This window comes from Paenibacillus sp. PastM-3, assembly GCF_029893965.1.
Lineage (GTDB): Bacteria > Bacillota > Bacilli > Paenibacillales > Paenibacillaceae > Paenibacillus_AQ.
The window spans coordinates 474557-494155 of the sequence record NZ_JARXXP010000002.1 but is presented as its reverse complement, the minus strand read 5'-3'; the positions used below and the strand labels follow the sequence as shown (position 1 = coordinate 494155).

At 53.6% G+C, this 19599-nt stretch carries 13 protein-coding genes; 5 read left to right on the top strand and 8 right to left on the bottom strand.

Annotated features, from left to right (window positions below; genetic code table 11):
• Nucleotides 1–97: 97 nt before the first annotated feature.
• The gene (locus M2108_RS05955; RefSeq protein ID WP_277467932.1) at nucleotides 98–1483 is read left to right on the top strand and encodes an amino acid permease; all 1386 of its coding nucleotides are present in this window, start codon (nucleotides 98–100) and stop codon (nucleotides 1481–1483) included.
• Nucleotides 1484–1551: 68 nt separating this feature from the next.
• Here the strand turns inward: M2108_RS05955 and M2108_RS05950 are convergent, their stop codons facing one another.
• From M2108_RS05950 to M2108_RS05935, 4 genes are read right to left on the bottom strand one after another with little or no spacing between them, the layout of a single operon-like run.
• Nucleotides 1552–2367: an ABC transporter ATP-binding protein gene (locus tag M2108_RS05950; protein WP_277467933.1), complete on the bottom strand. Its 816-nt coding sequence runs from the start codon at nucleotides 2365–2367 to the stop codon at nucleotides 1552–1554.
• Nucleotides 2367–3404 (bottom strand): FecCD family ABC transporter permease, encoded by a 1038-nt coding sequence (locus tag M2108_RS05945; RefSeq protein WP_277467934.1) that lies wholly within the window; start codon nucleotides 3402–3404, stop codon nucleotides 2367–2369. Before M2108_RS05945 ends, M2108_RS05950 begins: the two co-directional genes overlap by 1 nt.
• Entirely contained in the window at nucleotides 3401–4441 is a 1041-nt protein-coding gene (locus M2108_RS05940) for a FecCD family ABC transporter permease (RefSeq protein ID WP_277467935.1), read from the bottom strand. Before M2108_RS05940 ends, M2108_RS05945 begins: the two co-directional genes overlap by 4 nt.
• Nucleotides 4434–5522: an iron-siderophore ABC transporter substrate-binding protein gene (locus M2108_RS05935; RefSeq protein WP_277468310.1), complete on the bottom strand. Its 1089-nt coding sequence runs from the start codon at nucleotides 5520–5522 to the stop codon at nucleotides 4434–4436. The genes M2108_RS05940 and M2108_RS05935 overlap by 8 nt, the downstream gene beginning before the upstream one ends.
• 248 nt (nucleotides 5523–5770) lie before the next feature.
• Between M2108_RS05935 and M2108_RS05930 the strand changes: the two genes are divergently transcribed.
• Complete coding sequence (locus M2108_RS05930) at nucleotides 5771–6496, top strand: 3-ketoacyl-ACP reductase (protein ID WP_277467936.1); 726 nt, start codon at nucleotides 5771–5773, stop codon at nucleotides 6494–6496.
• A gap of 81 nt (nucleotides 6497–6577) precedes the next feature.
• On the opposite strand, the gene M2108_RS05925 is transcribed toward M2108_RS05930, so the two are convergent.
• On the bottom strand, nucleotides 6578–6817 hold the full coding sequence (locus M2108_RS05925) for a hypothetical protein (protein WP_277467937.1): 240 nt from the start codon (nucleotides 6815–6817) through the stop codon (nucleotides 6578–6580).
• Between the two features lie 825 nt (nucleotides 6818–7642).
• Between M2108_RS05925 and M2108_RS05920 the strand changes: the two genes are divergently transcribed.
• Nucleotides 7643–9748, top strand: coding sequence for a TerD family protein (locus tag M2108_RS05920; protein ID WP_277467938.1), 2106 nt, complete (start codon nucleotides 7643–7645; stop codon nucleotides 9746–9748).
• Here M2108_RS05920 and M2108_RS05915 read toward each other — a convergent pair.
• Complete coding sequence (locus M2108_RS05915; protein WP_481856850.1) at nucleotides 9726–11387, bottom strand: type 2 periplasmic-binding domain-containing protein; 1662 nt, start codon at nucleotides 11385–11387, stop codon at nucleotides 9726–9728. The genes M2108_RS05920 and M2108_RS05915 overlap by 23 nt on opposite strands.
• A gap of 43 nt (nucleotides 11388–11430) precedes the next feature.
• Nucleotides 11431–13725: an AraC family transcriptional regulator gene (locus M2108_RS05910; protein ID WP_277467939.1), complete on the bottom strand. Its 2295-nt coding sequence runs from the start codon at nucleotides 13723–13725 to the stop codon at nucleotides 11431–11433.
• A gap of 207 nt (nucleotides 13726–13932) precedes the next feature.
• On the opposite strand from M2108_RS05910, the gene M2108_RS05905 reads away from it, so the two are divergent.
• Nucleotides 13933–16494: an S-layer homology domain-containing protein gene (locus M2108_RS05905; RefSeq protein WP_277467940.1), complete on the top strand. Its 2562-nt coding sequence runs from the start codon at nucleotides 13933–13935 to the stop codon at nucleotides 16492–16494.
• Nucleotides 16495–16842: 348 nt separating this feature from the next.
• Here the strand turns inward: M2108_RS05905 and M2108_RS05900 are convergent, their stop codons facing one another.
• Nucleotides 16843–17634 carry an AIM24 family protein gene (locus tag M2108_RS05900; RefSeq protein WP_277467941.1) on the bottom strand — a complete coding sequence of 264 codons (792 nt, stop codon included), beginning with the start codon at nucleotides 17632–17634 and terminating at the stop codon, nucleotides 16843–16845.
• 188 nt (nucleotides 17635–17822) lie between these two features.
• Here M2108_RS05900 and M2108_RS05895 point away from each other — a divergent pair, with 188 nt between their 5' ends.
• Entirely contained in the window at nucleotides 17823–19577 is a 1755-nt protein-coding gene (locus tag M2108_RS05895) for an Imm51 family immunity protein (RefSeq protein ID WP_346780539.1), read from the top strand.
• The last annotated feature ends 22 nt before the right edge of the window (nucleotides 19578–19599 follow it).

Here is a 19599-nt window from a genome sequence, read left to right as displayed (position 1 = left end):
GTGTTTGATATTCTTATGAGCCGGGAGATTGGATGATATTATCCAGTCTCTTTTTTTATTGGCAGCAACAGGCTGTAATCATAAGGGGGAAACAGGCATGGCAGAGTTAAAGAGAGAGCTGGCCAACCGGCACGTTCAGTTAATTGCAATTGGAGGAACGATTGGAACAGGATTATTCCTGGGATCAGGGCGGGCGATTGAAAAGGCAGGGCCGTCGATCATGTTCACTTATCTGATTGTAGGGATCGCTGTATTTTTTGTCATGAGGGCACTGGGAGAGCTGCTGCTGTCTAAGGCGGGGTACCAGTCCTTTACAGATATCGCTGAAGATTATTTAGGGCCAAAGGCCGCTTTTGTTACAGGATGGACGTACTGGTTCTGCTGGATTATGACGGCGATGGCCGATGTCATTGCGGTGGGCGTTTACGTGCAGTACTGGTTTGATATTCCGCAGTGGGTTCCGGCAGTGATCTGTCTGATTATTCTGCTGGGACTTAACCTGCTGACCGTCAAAAGCTTCGGCGAGCTGGAGTTCTGGTTCGCACTAATCAAGGTGGTTACGATTCTTGCCCTGATCGGGCTTGGAATTGTACTGCTCGTCCTGGGCTTCAAAACAGATGCAGGAGCAGTTACGGTCCGCAATCTGTGGCAGCACGGCGGGGTATTCCCGAACGGAATTACAGGCTTCCTGTTCTCCTTCCAGATGGTCGTATTCGCTTATGTCGGTGTAGAGCTCGTAGGGGTGTCAGCGGCAGAAACGGCTGATCCTGAAAAAAATATCCCATCAGCCATCAACAAAATCCCGCTGCGGATTCTGTTCTTCTACGTGGGCGCGCTGTTCGTCCTGCTGTGTGTTAACCCGTGGACTCAGCTTAGTCCCGCTGAAAGCCCGTTTGTCAGAACCTTCAGTCTGGTGGGCATTCCGATTGCTGCGGGAATGATCAACTTCGTCGTATTAACCTCGGCCGCGTCAGCCTGCAACAGCGGGATGTTCTCGACCAGCCGGATTCTCTATAATCTGAGCCGCAAGGATCAGGCCTCCGGCGAGTTCGGCAAGCTGAACAAAAACCATGTACCTGCCAACTCGCTGTTCGTGTCTACGCTGGTAATCTCGGCAGGAGCGCTGCTGAGCAAGCTGGTTCCCGAGCAGGCCTTCGGTATCGTAACCACAGTCAGCGCTATCTGCTTCATCTGGGTGTGGGGCGTTGTACTGGTATGCCACATTAAATATAAGAAGAACCGCCCGGATCTGCAGGCTGCCTCCAAGTTCAAGGCACCGTTTACTCCGGCTGTAAACTATATTGTTCTGGCGCTGTTCGCGGCGATTCTGGTCATTATGCTGATTGCCGAGGAGACCCGTCCGGCACTGCTGTTCACTCCGCTCTGGTTCATCCTCCTGTTCGTCCTGTATTCGGTTAGAAGCAGAAAGCAGAAGAGCAGCCAGGAGATGAATATCAATACCGAGGCGGGCAATCATATCTAGCCTTAACGCAAATAAAAACCACTCCGTTAACCGGGGTGGTTTTTTTGTAGTGAACCATGCTCATTCCGCTAAGGAACAGGCACATAATCCGTATGATAGCGGCCCTTCGGTACAATCATCGGGGAACCGGCAACCGGGTCCTTGATGACCGTACAGTCCAGTCCGAAGATGTCCTTAACCAGAGTGCTTGTAATGACTTTATCCGGCATGCCTTCAGCGACCAGCCTGCCTGAATGAAGGGCAAAGATATGGTCGGCGTACCGCGCAGACAGGTTAATATCATGCAGCACCATTACAATGGTAGTGCCGTGCTTGCGGTTCAGGTCGGTCAGCAGGTCCAGAATCTCGATCTGGTAGGTGATGTCGAGGAACGTTGTCGGTTCATCGAGGAACAGGATATCCGTCTGCTGCGCCAGTGCCATTGCGATCCAGACGCGCTGGCGCTGGCCGCCGGACAGCTCATCAATATGATGATTGGCGAATTCCGTAATCTTCATAATTTCCATTGCTTCGGCCACGGCCTCATAGTCCTTTTTACTCCATCCGCCGAACAGCGACTGGTGCGGGAATCTTCCCCGGCCAACCAGATCGGCGACGGTGATACCTTCCGGAACAATCGGTGATTGCGGCAGCATTCCAACTATGCGGGCCAAGGGTTTAGAGGCGATTTTGGCAAGCGGCTTTCCGTCAATTGTAATGGCACCGGAGGAAGGCTTGATTAACCGGGCCATCGTTTTCAGGAGCGTTGACTTGCCGCAGCCGTTCGAGCCGATAATGACGCTGATCTTGCTGCTCGGCAGCACAAGGCTGACATCCTGGATGACCGTTTTATTCTCATAGCCTGCTACGAGGCGTTCGACTTGAAAAGTATGCGCCTGATTCATTATAGTTCTCCCTTCCGGTTCATCTGGATCAGCAGGTAAATCAGATATGGCGCTCCGAGCAGCCCGGTAATAACACCGACCGGGAACCTGGTAACGAAGGCAAACTGTCCGATCAGATCCGCAGCCAGAACCAGAACAACGCCGACAAGCCCTGCCGGGATCACGCCGGAGAAGCCGACACCGACCAGTCTTTTGGCTATCGGTCCGGCAAGGAAGGAGACAAAAGCAATCGGGCCTGTTGTAGCGGTAGCAATAGCTATCATACAGACTGAGCTTACGATAAGCAGGATTCTCGTCTTGTCGGTATGAACACCCAGCGAAGACGCCGATTGCTCCCCGAGCTCCAATATGTCCAGATGCTTGCCCAGCAGGGCAATGATAGGCGCGCAGATCAATACGGTAATGACCAGCGGAGGAAGCTCGCTCATCTGCGAGCCGTTGAGACTGCCGGTCAGCCAGCGGATTGCGGTAGGCACATCCTTCTCGGAGCTGATCAGCAGGAGATAGGAAATGACCGCATCCAGCATCGCCTGTATGCCAATCCCGACCAGGATCAGCCGGCCGATCGAGAAGGCTCTTCCCCGTGACAGGAAATAGATCAGAATGACGGTAGCCAGACCGGCAATGACTGCGGCAAAAGAGACCACAGCCCCGTTAGCATGCAGGATAACGATGCAGAACACGGCTGCTGCACTGGAACCCGACGTAATGCCGATGACATTGGGGTTAGCTAGCGGGTTACGCAGCATGGTCTGAAAGGTATAACCGGCGACACCAAAAGCAAATCCTGCAAAGAGGCCGGCCAGCATACGCGGCAGGCGGATCGTATTGACCGCAAAGGATACGCCCTTGAGCTGCTCTCCGGACAGCGCCCGGAGAACCTTCGAGAGCGGATAGATGGTGTTCCCCAGCAGCAGCATAGCGATGCAAAGCGAGCAGGCCAGTACAGCAAGGAGGCCTGTAGCCAGTATCCAGCGGCGGCGTCTGAGCCGCCTGCCTGCCATAATGAATTCAATTGAAGTAGGATGATTTGTCATAAGGACCGCACTTTCGATCTCATAGCTAATAGGATTAATATCGGTGCTCCGATAAACGCTGTCACTACACCGACTTCAAGCTCTCCGGGACTGCCCAGCAGCCTGCCGCCGACATCGGCTACGGTTAGAATAATAGCGCCCGCAATCGCGGACATGGGAATGACAAAACGCAGATCAGGGCCAAGAATCAGACGGATCACATGAGTGGCGAGCAGCCCGATGAAGCCGATAGGACCCGCAAGTGCAGTTGTCGCACCGCACAGGATAACACCGGCAAAAGCGGAAATAAACCGCAGGAAGCCCGTCTTCACGCCCAGACCGGTGGCCACATCATCCCCCAGAGCCAGCGCATTAAGCGCAGGGGCTGTCAGCACAGCGATCAGCATCCCGGCGATCAGAAAAGGGAGGAAGGTGGAGATATTATCCCAGCTTCCTGAACCGACGCTGCCCACCTGCCAGAACCTGAATTTATCCATGACATAGGAACGCGGAATCATAATGGCAGTGACCAAAGAGGAAAGGGCTGCGCTGGTGGCAGCGCCCGCCAGAACGAGCTTAATGGGGGTGGCTCCGCCACGCCCCATTGAACCGATTCCGAATACGAACACTGCAGTCAGCGCAGCTCCGGCCAAAGCCAGCCAAATATATTGGCTGGCTGAGCTTATGTTCAGGAAAGCAATCCCGCACACCACAAACAGGGCGGCGCCGGTATTGACTCCAAGTATACTCGGGTCCGCAATAGGATTGCGGGTGACCGATTGCATAAGCGCTCCGGACACGCCGAGCGCCGCTCCGCACATTAAGCTGAACACGGTGCGGGAAATCCGTTTGCGGACTACGTTAGCCCCGAAGGACTGCACATCCGGATGGAATAACCCGTCCATCAGCTCCCGGAAACTGGTCACCCGCGAACCCAAGGCCAGCGAAGCAATCACGCATATACCAAGAAGGATAATGCAGATGACCAGAACCAGTATAAAATTGCGCGGTGTATGCGCGGCAGGCTGTTTTTGTTCGGAAGTCGCAGAACTATTCATTAATTTTGTCGATAGCTCCGCCGATCAAAGCCAGATACTCATCAATGGTGTAGGCGATGGACAGCGGGTTAGGCGTTCCGGCAGCTACCAGTGGTGTGTCGCTGTCAATGAAGGCAACAGATCCGCGCTCGATAGCCGGGATTTTACCCAGCAGGGAATCGGCCTGGAGGGCTTTCAGCAATTCGTCATTGCCGTAGCCGACGATCAGATCCGCGTCATTCAGGGCTTCAACATTCTCGGCACTCAGGCTCAAAGAGTAGCTGGTAGGATCGGTAATCTGGGATGTGATGCTCTCAGGGTATTCCATTCCCAGCTCGTACAGGAAGGAAACACGGGAATCAATCGGCGCATAGATGTGCAGCTGGGACAGGTCGTCAGCGGAGAAGTTCACCCATACCACTTTCTTGCCGGCAATCTGCGGATAGGCAGCCACTTTTTCTTTTACCATAGCTTCAGTGTCCTTGATCAGCTGTTCGCCTTCCGCCTTCATGCCCATGCCTTCTGCATTAAGCAGAACCTGCTCGCGCCATGTGGTTGTCCAGGGGGAAGTCGGGTAAGCGACAACCGGAGCAATCTGGCTCAGGGTATCGTAGTCTTCCTGTGTGATACCGGAGTAAGCGGCAAGAATGACATCCGGGTCTGCATCGGAAATCGCCTCAAAATCAAGGCCGTCTGTATCCTGGAATACGTTAGGATCGGTTACGCCCAGCTCATCCAGCTTCTCCTTGGTCCAAGGAAGCAGCCCGCTGCCGTCCTGAACACCGAAGTTCGCAGCAGAGAAGCCTACAGGAACAACGCCCAGTGCAAGTGCAACGTCGTGGTTGGCCCATTGAATAGTAACAATACGCTCAGGCTTGCTTTCAATTACAGCTTCACCCAGTGCAGTTTTGATTGTAATCGGATATTGAACGGCCTCTGTAGCAGCAGGTGCTTCTGTAGCAGCCGGTGCAGTAGTAGCCGCAGCATTAGTAGGGGAAGCAGCGTTGTTTGATGCATTGTTGTTACCGCAGCCTACCAGCGCAAGTGTAAGCGCAAGCGGAGCAAGCAGCGTTCTGAAAGTAAACCTTCGTGCGGTGTTCATGTGTTTCATTTGTATGACCCCATCCTTTATGTAATGTATTTAGCTATACTTGATAACGATTCTCATTATCGAACAATATATATGGATTTGCAGGAAGTGTCAATAAAAAAATGGTAAATAAAATTTGTAGAGATGTATTTATGACAGATTTATGATGTCAATATCAACTGAAGCATTAAGCTATGGTTGTGCGGACATAGTATACTAGAAAAGGATTTTAAAAAAAGATTGGAGAGGAGCCAGATTACATGGCACAATCATTGCAAGGAAAAGTAGCAATTGTAACCGGAGCGGCAAGAGGAGTCGGAAAGGCAACAGCTGTTGCGCTTGCCAAGGAGGGCGTCAGCGTCGGTCTGCTGGCCAGAAGTGAAGCTGCACTGCAGGCACTGGCTGCCGAGATTGAAGGCTACGGAGTAAAGGCCGCATTTGCCGTCGCTGATATTTCTTCCAAGGAACAGGTAGATGCAGCGGTTGAAGCGATCAAGAACGAATTGGGAGCTGCGGATATTCTGATTAACAACGCAGGGATTGCTACGTTTGGCACACTGCTGGAAATGGACCCGGAAGAGTGGAAGGGCATGATCGACGTCAACCTGATGGGCACCTATTATGTAACCCGTGCCGTACTGCCGCAGCTTGTTGAAAAGAATGCCGGAGACATCATCAACATCTCCTCCACCAACGGTTTGAACGGAGCAGCCACTTCCAGTGCATACAGCGCCTCCAAGTTCGCCGTGATCGGCTTCACCGAATCCCTGGCCCAGGAGGTCCGCCGCAACAACATCCGTGTATCGGCCCTGACTCCGAGCACCATTGCAACGGATCTTGCACTTGACCTGAACCTGATCAAGGAAAACAATGATGCGAAGTTCGTGCAGCCTGAGGATATCGCAGAGTTCATTATCGACCAGCTGAAGCTGAATCCGCGTGTCTATGTGAAGACAGCAAGCTTTATTGCTACGAATCCGTTCTGATTTATCGTACAGATATAGGGTTATAGGCCATCCCGTGAGGGGTGGCCTTTTGTGCTGCAGGCTACCGGTCTGCCGGATCGCTCAGCCTACCCCATCCCCTTCTAATAAGGAATAGAAGTTGTCACGATCCCGGTCATTGAATCTGCCAAGTGTACCTACCCTGATGAATTCATGCCCGCCATAGATATCCATTTCTTCGCCGTCTTTGGTGTAGAGCGCAATCATGTTCCCCTCCCGGTTGAGCTCCATGTAGCCGTAACTGTCTGCTGGAGGAGTTTCACCATAAAAGAGCGTAAATCTGATTTTGTCCACTCTGTGCATGCGGGTTCTCCTTTCCTGTCATATATCAGCATTCCGGGATCAATTGTACAGGAAGATGATGGCGTTGAAAAAAGCGGCCAAGCTGCGAATACTGTTGATTTACTTCTTTTTGAGGAACTCTAACAGGGAGTTACCTGCGCTTCCGTTTATTCGCTAATTTTTTCTTGACGGGAGGACATTAGGCGGTTAATATACTGTGCCGGAAAAGCGGCAGGTTACCATTTGATTTTTTTAAGTAGTTAGGGAAAATTACGGATAAAACGGAGGGTCCCAGCAATTTAGTTGGATTATTGCTACTTAGATCGGCAGTTTCTCAAGATTTATAAGCATTAGGTGGAAAATCGCTACTTATTTGGGCCGCAAACACTCCGTATACCTAAAATGAGATGAACTAAGTAGCCTTTTTCCACTTATTATCCTCATTCAGTGGTTTTCCCCGAAAATAGATGGCGGATTTCCACTTCGTTTGTTTGATCCGGTCTGTGCCATCCTGGGAAGTTTCCTGAAGCAGCTTTTGGAGTTATAAAAATACTGTAAGGAACAACATTTTCCCGCATTTTCCATTGTTGTAATACTTCTGCCCTGTTTACACTCCTCCCCGTATGCGATGATAAGCACATCAAGCGGCCGGGTTCACCGGAATCCGGGATGCTTGACCTTCAGGCTATTGCGGTCCTTCCTTCTAACTCACTGTAAATGACATATGGCCGCAGTTTTCCTGAAGGAGGCTTATCCAGAGAGGAGGCGTCCAGGCTATCGTATTCCTTCCTTCTAAACCCAGAGGATGATCTAAATAGGGGTACGGCTTTCCTGGACACTTTTACTATGAAAATAAACACGATTTATTTACGAAGAGCATGCAAGATCATTGTTGATCAAAATAACGGGAACGGTCGGCTGCCGGAAGGGTTTTTGGCGGCGGCAGTCCGCAATCTGGAAGCGCTGGGCTTTGCTTTGTCCCCTGCATTGTTCCGCGCGGTGCGCGAGCTGCCGAAGGAAGCATTTGAGGCGCTGTACCAGCAGCTGGTTGCAGATTTGAAGGTAATGGTTGGTGCGCATGTAAAATATGCACCGATGTATCCCGGGTTTCCCGAGCAGGTGATGCTGGAGCAGGATGCCATCCTGTACTTGAATGCCATGTACCATTACTACACCTGGGATCTTCCGCAATACGATGGGGCCGTAAAGAGACCGCCGCTGCAGGAACAGGTGAAGCTGAAGGTGATTGAGCTTGGGAGCAACGAGGATTTCTTCGTGATGATCCGCCGGCTTATTCAGGCCAAAGGCTCGATCTCTGCAGCCGATAAAGAGGATATTGATGCTGTAATAGCGGCGCTTGAACCGGAGGCGCTGGATGCGATTCTGCCGGAGGATATTCCGTTCAAGGAAAATACCTCATTTGTGGCATCATCTCTATTGAAGCATGCCAAGGCTAACCTGGCGCGGCTGGGGCAGTATTTCAAAACAGCGACCGATGTGCTGCGCCTCGCGGTGGCGTGGTCGGACGGCGATGTCAGCCTGGCGGTGCCGGCGCGTTTCCGCAAATTCAAGCGCAGTGAACGCCGTCTGCTGCTTGGGTTACTTGAACAGTGCCATCCGATTACCGAGGATATGCTGAGATATAAGGAACGCTGGATTCGCCTGGGTGAAATCCTGCATCCGTCGGAATACAAGCAGCGGTATATGCGCTGTGAGGAAGCCTTTGATATTTTGCGGAATAACAAGCCGTTTACAACCTTTAACAGCAGTGTGGAGCTAGCGATCCAATACAAACAGGTCTGGGATGCGCTGGATCTGCTGATCAAACGTCCGGGCGAATTCGCACGGAGACTGGATCAGCTGCTGCGCGGAACGGAGTTTACGGAGTACGTTGTGCTGGCCTTTGGCGAGGTGGCGGGGCAGGTAGCGACTCCGGTGCTGCTGCAGGTGAAGAAGCATTTTGCCCATCGGCTGGATTCGCCTGAGCTGCGGGTCTTTTTTCCGAAAGGAAATGTCGCCAAAGCCTTTGCAATCCCTGATACGCTGCCGGAGATTGACGCCGGAGCTTGCCGGGATGTCGTAAATGTATGCGAGCAGGCGTTAATCAGGCGATTCGCAGCGCTGCCGCCTTTAGGAACCGCTTACGTGGATGAGCGGCTTAAGAGCTATAATGTACCCTTTTCCCAGAGATCGGCCAGTAAAGCACTGCATACGCTTGTCCGGGGAAGCCGCCTGCCGATGGGCGAAGGGGATACGATCCGCTTTTTCAGCTGGTGGAAAGAGGGGAAAGTTGGCGGTGTGCCTACAGGCCGGGTCGATATTGATCTATCTGCGGTCATGTATGATCAGAACTGGAACTATGTGGAGCATATCTCTTATACGAATCTGCGCTCGTCCAACTATCTGGCGGCGCATAGCGGAGATATTGTCTCGGCGCCTCACGGGGCCTGCGAGTTCATTGACCTGCATATCCCCTCTATTGTCGAATATGGCGGAAGATACGTGGTGGCGTCGCTGAATTCCTTCACGGAGCAGCCTTATTGTGATTTGCCGGAATGCTTTACCGGCTGGATGATGCGGAAGAAGCCCGGCTCGGGCGAAATTTTTGAGCCTTCGGCCGTAGCCAATAAGATTGACGTTACAGCCGATACACAAATAGCGATCCCTGTTATATTGGACCTGGTTGAACGGACGGTCATCTGGACCGATCTGTCGCTGACGAGAGCTCCCCAGTACTACAATAATGTGGAGGGTAACCAAAAGGGAATGGTGCTGATCGGCAAAGCAATGGCCTCGCTCAAAAGGCCGGATCTGTACGATCTGTTCATGCTCCACGTCAAAGCCCGGGGACAGCTTGCCGAATCGCCGCGCCATGCCGATACTGTATTCTCGGTAGAGCAGGGAGTGACTCCGTTTGATATCGAGCAGATTATGGCTGAGTATATGGTTTGATTGTAGCCTCATTCGCCTCCCGCAGCACCTCAGCCCCGCCCGCTGCCATAAATTCCTTAACAAAGCTGTCGAACTCCTCAAGCGGACGTTCACCGGTAATGAAGGCGATGTAAGCCTCGTTCCGCAGCTGAATTAGCTCCGGCCCGTTCTTGACCATGGAGGGCGTGGCGACTTCCAGGGCATTGTAAATCCCGTCCCGGTCGAGATCCAGCGTCGCCGCCCACTGCTCCCTGCGGTCGCCGGGCATAACCGGCACCGTCATGCCAAGACCGGCGCCGATGGTATTCTGGTAGCTGAAGGTCTGGTCATACGGCGGAAGCACCACCACTTCTTTATTCAGGCTGTCCGCCCACTCCCAGTGCTCCCCCTGAATGCCGAATTTCATTGCGGTGTCCTCCTGCGGGTCGGGATTGGCGCTGACGTAGTCGAGAATCTGCAGGATGGTCTCCAGCTTGCCCGGCTCCTTCAGGGCATCTGCACCGATGGCGGTGAAGCTCATCAGCATATCGTAGGCTTTGGAGCCGCGTTTGCCGTCAGGCCCGCTTACCGGCCGGCCGAATACAATCCGCGCCTGCGGATTTTTGGCGGTCAGCTCTTTCACGTTAAAGGTGGCGGCAACCGGCGTCTCCACGGTTTTTCCCAGCTCATCCGTTGTCCATGTGGAATAATCCCCGTTCTGAATCCAGTGGTAGTAGTTGCCCATGGAGGTCATGCCGATCCGGCCGTTTATAAAAGCATGGGAGAGATGCTTGTAGCCGCCTTTATTCTCCCCGGTAATGAATTCCGGGTCGATAACCCCGTCCTGATACCACTTGCGCAAATAGCGCAGCGCCTCCTTCATTTCCGGCTGCAGGGCACCGATAACCAGCAGCTGATCCTGCCTGCTGAAATAGAGCTGATCGGCAAAAACAATCTGCCCGAACGCTCCGAAGACAACATTCATCCCTTCCAGCGATAACCCATAGGTATCTTTAACACCGTTACCGTCCGGGTCCCTATTCGCGAACGCATAAATCACCTTCTCAAAATCAGCCAGCGTATCCGGAACAGACAGGCCAAGCTTATCCAGCCAGTCCTGACGGTAGACAACAGGAATCCGGTAGATATTAGTCGGGTTAACAACAGGAATGCCGTAGTAGGCGCCGTTAATGATGCCTGAATCCTGATAAGCAGGGGCATTCTCCCGGATCGCCTTCATGATATTAGGCGCATAGGTGTCCAGCACCTCCTGCGGAATTTCTGCCAGTAGGCCCTGCTGCTGGTATTTCAGCAGGTCTTGGGTCTGCCTGATCCGGAACAGGTCCGGAATAGCCCCCTGCACCAGCTTCAGCTCAAGCAGGGATTCATATTTGTTGTTTTCCAGATTCCAGATGTCGAGATCGACGCCGAATTTCTGCTCCACTTCCCGGACAACCGCCGCATCCTCAGGAACCGGCAGGTTCTGATGCATGGTCCACGAGATCGTGTAACCCGGGGCAGAGGAATCTGCTGTGCCATCAGCCGCCGGTTGTTGTGCCGAAGCAGCGGACGGGTCTGCAGCCGTTACAGCTGCCGGATCACAGCCGCTAAGCAGACCCAAAGCCGTGAAGATAACGGGTACTGTCAGAAGAACGGCACTCCAACGGTTGTTCATTCTCATCCGGGTTTTCCTCCTGTCAGCTATGCCGGCGGCCGCTTGCGGATTAACCCTCATTAAGGGTACGCAAATAGTTGCCGGGAGTGCAGCCATAGATTTCTTTGAACCGTTTGATAAAATAAGCCGCCGTCCCGTAGCCCACGCTGCCTGCGATTTGTTCAACGGTCATGCTGTTACTCTCCAGCAGTGCTTTGGCGTGCTCCATCCGCCGGGCGGTGACATAGTCGGTATAGGTGATTCCAAGCTCTTCTTTGAAGAGCTTGCTTAAATATTTCGGACTGATATACACCTTGGACGACACAGCATCCAGTGACAGATCCTCTGCCAGATGCTCCCCGATATACTGCTTCGCGGCATCAATAGTAGACAAAGCCCTGTCGCTGTTACGTTTGTCAGTTTCATTAATAAAGGTGGCCAGAGAGCCGGTTAGCCAGCTCTGAAAGCTGAGAATATCTGGCATTCCGATATACTGCTGATACAGATCACCGGGCTTATAACGGACGCTTTTCAGATAATCCGAGTAGACAAACACGGTATTTCCCAGAATAAAGTGGCAATAATCCGCCGGATATAATTCTTCCCGCATGGCGGTGACGAGCTGCGCGACAATGGCTGCAAGCTCATCCAGCTGGCGGGATTGCAGCTTATCTTTGAATTTAACAAGCAGCGCCTGCGGAATTTCATCCAGGCTGCTTTCCCGCTCCAGCAGGCTGCGGCCCTTCAGGACAGACTGCTCCGGAAGGAAATAAGCATACTTCATCAAAAGCTGTGCTTCAGAATAGCTGTTGTGGAGGCCGGCAGCCTCCTGCACCCAGCAGCCCCAGGCAAGCTGGACTTTTGCCTGAAACGGCTGTCTGTCTTCCCTGGAGATGAGCTTCGCGAGCTGGTCCAGCAGACTGTCCGAAGGGCTGCCCGCACACACGATGACGGCAATCCGCTTATCCGGCAGCTCCTCGGCAATGATCCGGCAGTCCGGCAGGCGGACGGCCTCCAGCTGCCCGATGATGGTGCTCATCATATTCTGGATATGTGCTGAGCTCATATGGCTCCAGGCTCTCTCTGTATTCACAAGCAGGCAGCAATAGTGATTGTAAGCCCGCGAAATCCCAAGACATTGAAACGCCTCGGCTTTCTCCTCCCGGCTGGAGCTCATGTGCAAAAGGCTTAGCACAGCATTATGCTTGAGCACCGGCGCGCTGGCCTGCAGGCTCTCTTCCAGGCTGCTGACCTGCTCGCTGAGCCTGGTGAAGGCGGTGTCGATCAGCCTGTACTCATTGGCCGAAGGTTCAGGCGCATGGCCGGAGAGGTCCCGGATTCTGCCGACAAGCCTTTTGATTGGAGTATAGTTGGCTTTGGCGAGAAGCCCCGACATAAGGAGTCCAAGGATAATGGCAAGCAGGCAGAGTCCCGCAATCAGCTGCTGCATCCCATTGGAGGGCGCATAAAAGAAGCTGGAAGGTACAGCGCTGACTATTTTCCAGCCGACAGCCGGCAGAGTCTGATAAGAGATGACATAGGGAGTACCGCCAAGGTTGCTGTCGAAGCTGCCGGCCTCCGCCGCAGACTCAAGCGGCACGCTGATACTGGCGCTATAGCTGCTCACCTGGTCGGAAGAGGTATCCGGAATGACCATCAGGCCGTTAGGGTCTACAATAAAAGTCCCTTCATATTGCGAGGGCATCATATTCTGAATAATAGTGCTGACCGCGCTCTGTTTAACATCAATAGCGACAATCAGATCACTCTCAGCCCCGGAGGACTGAAAAGGATAGCTATGGGCATAGGTAATGAGCGTATTGTGCTTGCCGCCCGGCACACTGGAGTAAATATCTTCAGGCACTTCGCGGGCCGGAGTCCAGAGACTGCCCCCGGAGTTATTATGCATTCCGCCGATCCAGTCCGTAAAAGCTGCGGCGCCGTCCCCCTGGTCAGCCTGGTATCCCAGCCCATACAGCGATGACAGCATGACCTGCTGCTGCGGAGCATACAGATGAACCGCCTGGATGATATCGGAGTTGCCGGCAACCTCGGTTTTCAGCAGATTTTGCAGCCCGCTCACTTTGCTTAGATTATGCTGAAAGGAAGTATCACTGAATAAACGCAGTGCCGAGGTTCTGTCGAGAGAGAGCTCCAGATAGATCTGCTGAACCCGCTCAAGCACCGAGGTTTCAATGGTCCGCGCGGTATTCTCCAGCACCAGCCGGTTGCGGCTGCGCAGCTCTTCTTTATAATGTCCCGAGAAATAGACAGAGAAGACGGTGCAGAGCAAGAGAACAATAACCAGAACAACGGACAGATAGGAAATAGCGAGGCCGGTAAATGCTGAGTTCCATTTTTTCATGGCGTATTCTCCTCCCAGGCGGATTATACACTATCCTCTGACAAGCCTATTCACGATTTTTGTTAACAGAATATTAAATCAGAAGATCTGCCCGTAATGCTCCCAAAGTGATACAAAAGAGAAATCGTCTTATTGCCGGTTTGCACGGCCTGATGCTACATTGAGACCGATTCGAATCGACTACAATTGACGATAGGAGCCAATTACTTGAAAACAAAGACTGCCAAAAAGCTGTTATCTGTTGCTGCCGGTCTCGCCATCCTTAATAACTCTGTTGCGCTGCAGCCTGCAGCGGCTGCTCCCGCGGATTCATCAATCCCGGTACCTGCCGCTCCCGAGTGGGGACATTTCGTAGACAGCTACAAGAACAATACTTCCGTTAATCAGGCCGTTTATGCCAACCCTGCCATTGGCATCCTTTCCGGATTTCTGGAGCTGTGGACGCCGGGTACCTCCTGGAATAACGGCACCAAGCTGAACAGCAGTGTGCTGGATGCCAACATTCAATATGTTGCCAGCGTCGCAGCCACCCGGACCAAGGCAGAGGAAGACATGGCCTATTTCGATGACCGGCGGAACCAGACTTACGGTGCTGCTGACGGCCTGGGTTCCCTCTCGGAGGTATACCGCGCTAAATCAGGGACGTACACGACGATTACCGAAATTCCGGCCGATGCTACTTCAGTGAAATATACGGACGGCAACGGCTCGAACAAAGCGGGAGATTCCGGCTCTGAGCTGGGCAAAATGGTTGACCTGATCGGCACCATCCGCGGCAATTATGCTTCAACCAATCCGTCAAAATCGTTCTACAGCTATATGCGTCCATTCCGCTGGCTGGATACCTCCGTCATTGTGCCTACGCTTGTGCCTGCGATGAGCAGCACACCTGCTACGGACGGCGGATTCCCGAGCGGGCATACCAATGCTTCGTATCTGGCTGCACTGTCGCTGGCCTATGCGGTGCCTGAACGGTTCCAGGAGCTGCTGACACGCGCTTCGGAAATGGGGAATAGCCGGATTGTCGCCGGCATGCACTCCCCGTTTGATGTAATGGGCGGCCGGGTATTGGCGACGGCACTGGCGGCGGCAACCCTGGCTGATCCTGATAATGCACAGCTGAAGAAGGCTGCTTATGACCAGGCTCATGAGAAGCTGCTGACCGAAACGGGAACGGCAGAGGACCGGTTCAGTGATTATTCCAAGAATAAAGCGCAGTTTACCCAAAGGCTGACCTACAGCTTCCCGCAGATTAATTCTACTGTTAAGCCTGCCGTGGTTCCCAAAGGGGCGGAAGTATTGCTGGAGACCCGCCTGCCTTATCTGAGCGCAGAGCAGCGCCGTGCGGTACTGGCTACGACCGCGATTCAGTCCGGCTATCCGTTGCTGGATGATCCGGAGGGCTGGGGCCGTCTGAATCTGTTCGCTGCCGCTGACGGCTACGGCGCATTCAACAGCGATGTGACGGTATCCCTGGATGCGGCAAAGAGCGGCTTCTATGCAGCCGACCGCTGGCGCAATGATATTTCCGGCACAGGCGGACTGACCAAGGAAGGTACCGGAACGCTGAAGCTGACTGGCAGCAATTCCTATTCGGGCGGCACCGAGGTGAAGGCAGGTACGCTTGAAGGCGATTCAGCTACAGCCTTTGGCAGCGGCGATGTTGTGAACGTACATGGCTCTGTAGTGGAGAATGTGTATGGCAAAATAACAATCGGCGGAGCCTTCTCGCAAGCGGCTGAAGGTACGCTGGAGCTGAACCTTACCGGAGCGGGCGATGTGCTCGACGTCAAAGGCAAAATATCAGCAAGCGGCAAGCTGCAGATCGATTTCGAAAACAGCTACGTGCCTGCCGGCGGTCTGATTCCGCTGATCACGCATGGTGATAATCAGCGGTCCGGCCAGTTTACTTCTATCCAGATTAATGGTCTGCCAAGCACACGCAGCGCCCAGGTCGTGTATCAGTCCAACCAGGTTGCCCTGCTGGTTACCGATACGACCAGCGGCAGCAACTCCGGCGGCTCCCTGCCGGGCGGCTCTAACAATACAGGCGGAACCACAGGCGGTACAACTGCACCTGTAACTTCAACTGAGCAGCCGAGCACCACGAACCCGGTAACAGCTTTGAACCCGTTCCAGTCTGCCGTAATCAGCCAGGAGACAGTGCTGAAGACGGTGAGCGATGCCATCGCCAGAACACAGAACACGAATATAGCCTTCAGTGATACTGCAGGCCATTGGGGCAGCAGTGCCATTGCTGCGGCTGTGAAGCTGCAGATTATCAGCGGGTACGAGAACGGCTCCTTCCGGCCGGATGCTGCAGTCAGCAGAGCGGAGTTCTCCGCTATGATTACCCGTGCTTTCGGACTCGCGGATAGCCCGGCTGCAGCCGGCTTCAGCGACACCGGCACAAGCTGGGCTGCCGGAGCTATCGGTGCCCTGGCCGGTAAAGGAATCGTAACCGGCTACGCGGACGGCAGCTTCAAGCCGAATGCGACCATCACCCGTGCCGAGATGGTGACGATCCTCTCGCGTGTGCTGAACTTCGGCGTGCTGGAGAGCGGCGGCGCGGCTGATTTTACCGATGTAAGCAGCAATTACTGGGCTGCCGCAGCCATCAAGCAGGCTGCTTCGGCCAAGCTGGTGCAAGGGGTATCGGCTTCCTCATTCGCACCGGGCCACAATGCGACCCGTGCCGAAGCTGTAACGCTCATTATCCGCGCCTTGGAGACCGACAGCTCGGTCAAGGCGTTAATTGAGGGATTGTAACAGGAAAAGGGCTTGCTTTCTTATATATCAATGTGCAGGGTATGGCCGAACAGGCTTCGGGCCTTCAGATTGAGATGGTGACAGAAGAAACAGCCGAACAGAAAATCTGCCGAACAGGCTGAGGGTTACCAGGGAGATGATTGCGCGGTCGCGGGACTATTTTTACAGACCGTATATACCGATGTGGAGTTCGGCTCAGCCAGCCATGCCAATATAGAGCGGTCCGGGTTCAGGCTTGCTTTTCTTAACATGTACTGGATGGCCAAAAAGTCTGTCTGAATCTGCTTCTACTTAACAAAGGGCAGTCCCTTCAGCCGTTATCCGGCCCCGGGACTGCCCTTTGCTCCGTCAGGCGTTAGGTGTAAAGATGCTGTTCTTGTACTGCATCAGCGGTGCCAGCCAGACCATGCCGGTTCCGCGGTAGACGTTGACCAGGCCTTCGCCCGAGGCGGCAGAGCCGAGCTTGGTTTTGCCGGATTTTTCTACAGTGAAATCAAGGGTATTGGACCACATCAGCGCAAAATTGCCGTCCACCTTCAGCACATCATTGTTAAGCTCGACCACAACCGCTTCTTCGGAAGGGATCGGTGCTTCCAGCGCGAGAATGCCTTTGCCGCGGGCGCTTAAGTTGAACAGGCCTTCGCCGCCGAGTGCGGCCGAGGACAGATTTTTGCGGGCAGAGACAGAAAGCTCAAGTGAGCTCTCGCAGGCCAGGAACATGCCGTCATCAATAACAATATGATCGTTGTCGACATCAATCAGCCATAGATATTTGTAAGTGGTCTCCAGCAGAATCGTTCCGGTTCCTTTATACTGCGGCCGGATGGCTGTCGTTCCGGTTACCGCACTGGACATGATATTGCGCATCAGCCCGCCGACACCTTTTACACCTGAGGTCATTTCAATATTCCCGACCATATACTGCATAGCGCCTGCGCTAAGCACAACCTCGCTGTTATTCAGCTCAATCATCAGCTGCTTGTTGCGCATATTGCTTCTGCTCATGAAATAATTGAATTGCGCCTCCATCATGCTGGTGCTGCTCAGATCCTCTTTATATTCAATCACTGTAAAACCGCCAAGCTGCTCCTTGATAATAACGTTGCTGTTGTCTTTGAGATTATTAATGGTAAAAGCCATAATGAGTCCTTCCTCCTGTCGTGTTCATTGTGTAGCTGCTGCTTTTTGCAAAATCCGCGTTCAGGCATAACTATTCGACATAACTGCTTCATTACCTTTAGCGCAGACGTCAGTCTGGTTTTCATTTCTGATTCCCGGTCTGATAGAATAAGAGCATCACATTTTCACTGGGAGGCAGGCTGCAGACTATGGATAAGGATCTAAGTACACAACTGGCACAGTGGCATGAAGACGGCGAGCATCAAAAAATAGCAGATACAATAATAGAAATCCCTCCGGCGGAGCGCGATTACGCAATCATCAGCAGCCTCGGGCGGGCATATAACAATTTAGGCCGGTATGAGGAGGGGCTGGAGCAGTTTCAGCAGGTAGCGGCAGAAGGGGAAAAGGACCCGCTGTGGCATTTCCGCACCGGTTATTCCTATTATTATCTGGACCGGCATGAAGAGGCTGTTCAGGCGTTCAGTACGGCGCTTGCGCTTGATCCGGGGGATGAGCAGTCCGCAATGCTGCTGGACTGGAGCCGGAGGAAGCTGGAGCAGGAGCGGCTGATCGCGGCTAACCGGGAGCGTGGCAGAGCAGGCACGCGAACAGGGAAGCCTTTTGAAGGGATGGACCTGGAGTCCTTCTGGGATGACAGCGATTATGCGCCGAAGTCTTATGTGTTGCCGCCGCCGGATGATGAGCTGATCGCGTCAGTGGAGGAGGAGCTTGGCTATAAGCTGCCGGCTTCTTATATCGAGCTGATGAAGCAGCATAACGGCGGTGTTCCGCACAATACCTGCTTCCCTACGCTTGTACCCACCTCATGGGCGGACGATCATGTCGCCATCACCGGGATTATGGGGATCGGCCGGGACAAATCCTATTCGCTGTGCGGCGACCTCGGCAGCCCGTTCATGATTGAAGAATGGGGTTATCCGGATATCGGAGTGGTCATCTGCGACTGTCCGTCAGCCGGGCATGATGTCATTATGCTGGATTACCGCCACTGCGGAAAAGACGGCGAGCCGGAGGTCATTCATGTAGACCAGGAAGCGGATTACGAGATTACGTATCTGGCCCCGGACTTTGAGACGTTTATCCGCGGGCTGGTGCATGAGGAGTTATACGATACATCTGCAGAGGACAGGGAAGAGGATCTGCGCAAGGTAAAGGAGAGCGAATTCTCGCCTTTGCTTGCTGAACTGTGCAGCAGACAGCCTGATCCGGAGCAGCTGGAGACACAGATTAGGGCTGTATGTACCCGTGTAGTCCGTGAGAAGGGCTATTTCTCCTTCCATGCCGATGAGCTGTCGCTGCTGATGTACGATGTGCAGTTCTGGCTGTATACAGAAAGCTATCCGCAGCCTAGCCGGGACGAATATCTTGAGGCCTATCCGAAGATGATTGCCTTCGGCGGCGCGTTCGGGCAGGGCGGCTATGCTCCCGGGTTCATCAGCGACTGGCTGGACCGGCGGATCAGGGAGGGCCAGATTGTGAAGTCCCACGGGAAGCTGGCATTCACTGCTGAGGCGCTGAGCCAGGTGAAAGAACGGCTGGAAGCGGCGGCATTGGCAGCGGAGCAGCCGGAGGAGGGTGCAGCGGGGACAGAGGATCCGGGGGCGGTAGCGGAAGTGGCTCCCTTTAAGCTGATCAGCCAGGCTAACGGCGGAATGTCCGTCATTCTCGTTGTCGGCAGCTATAGGCAGGAGCTGTTTGCTTCCAGGGCTGATGAGGGCTTTGAGGGCAACGGATATGACTGGGCTTCGCTCGCCGCAGTATTCCTTGAAGAGCAAATGCCGCAGCTGCAGGAGCAGATTCATTTTGACCCGGAGGCGGATATGTTCTGTGCCTATTCTTCAGACGGTGTGGCGCTAAAAGCCTTCATCACCGGATTTAAGCGGGCCTGCGAGAATGAGGAGCTGATCCGGGACCTGTTTTCCCGGGCTGAGCTGGATTAGGGGCTGTCCCTATTTCCTGCGG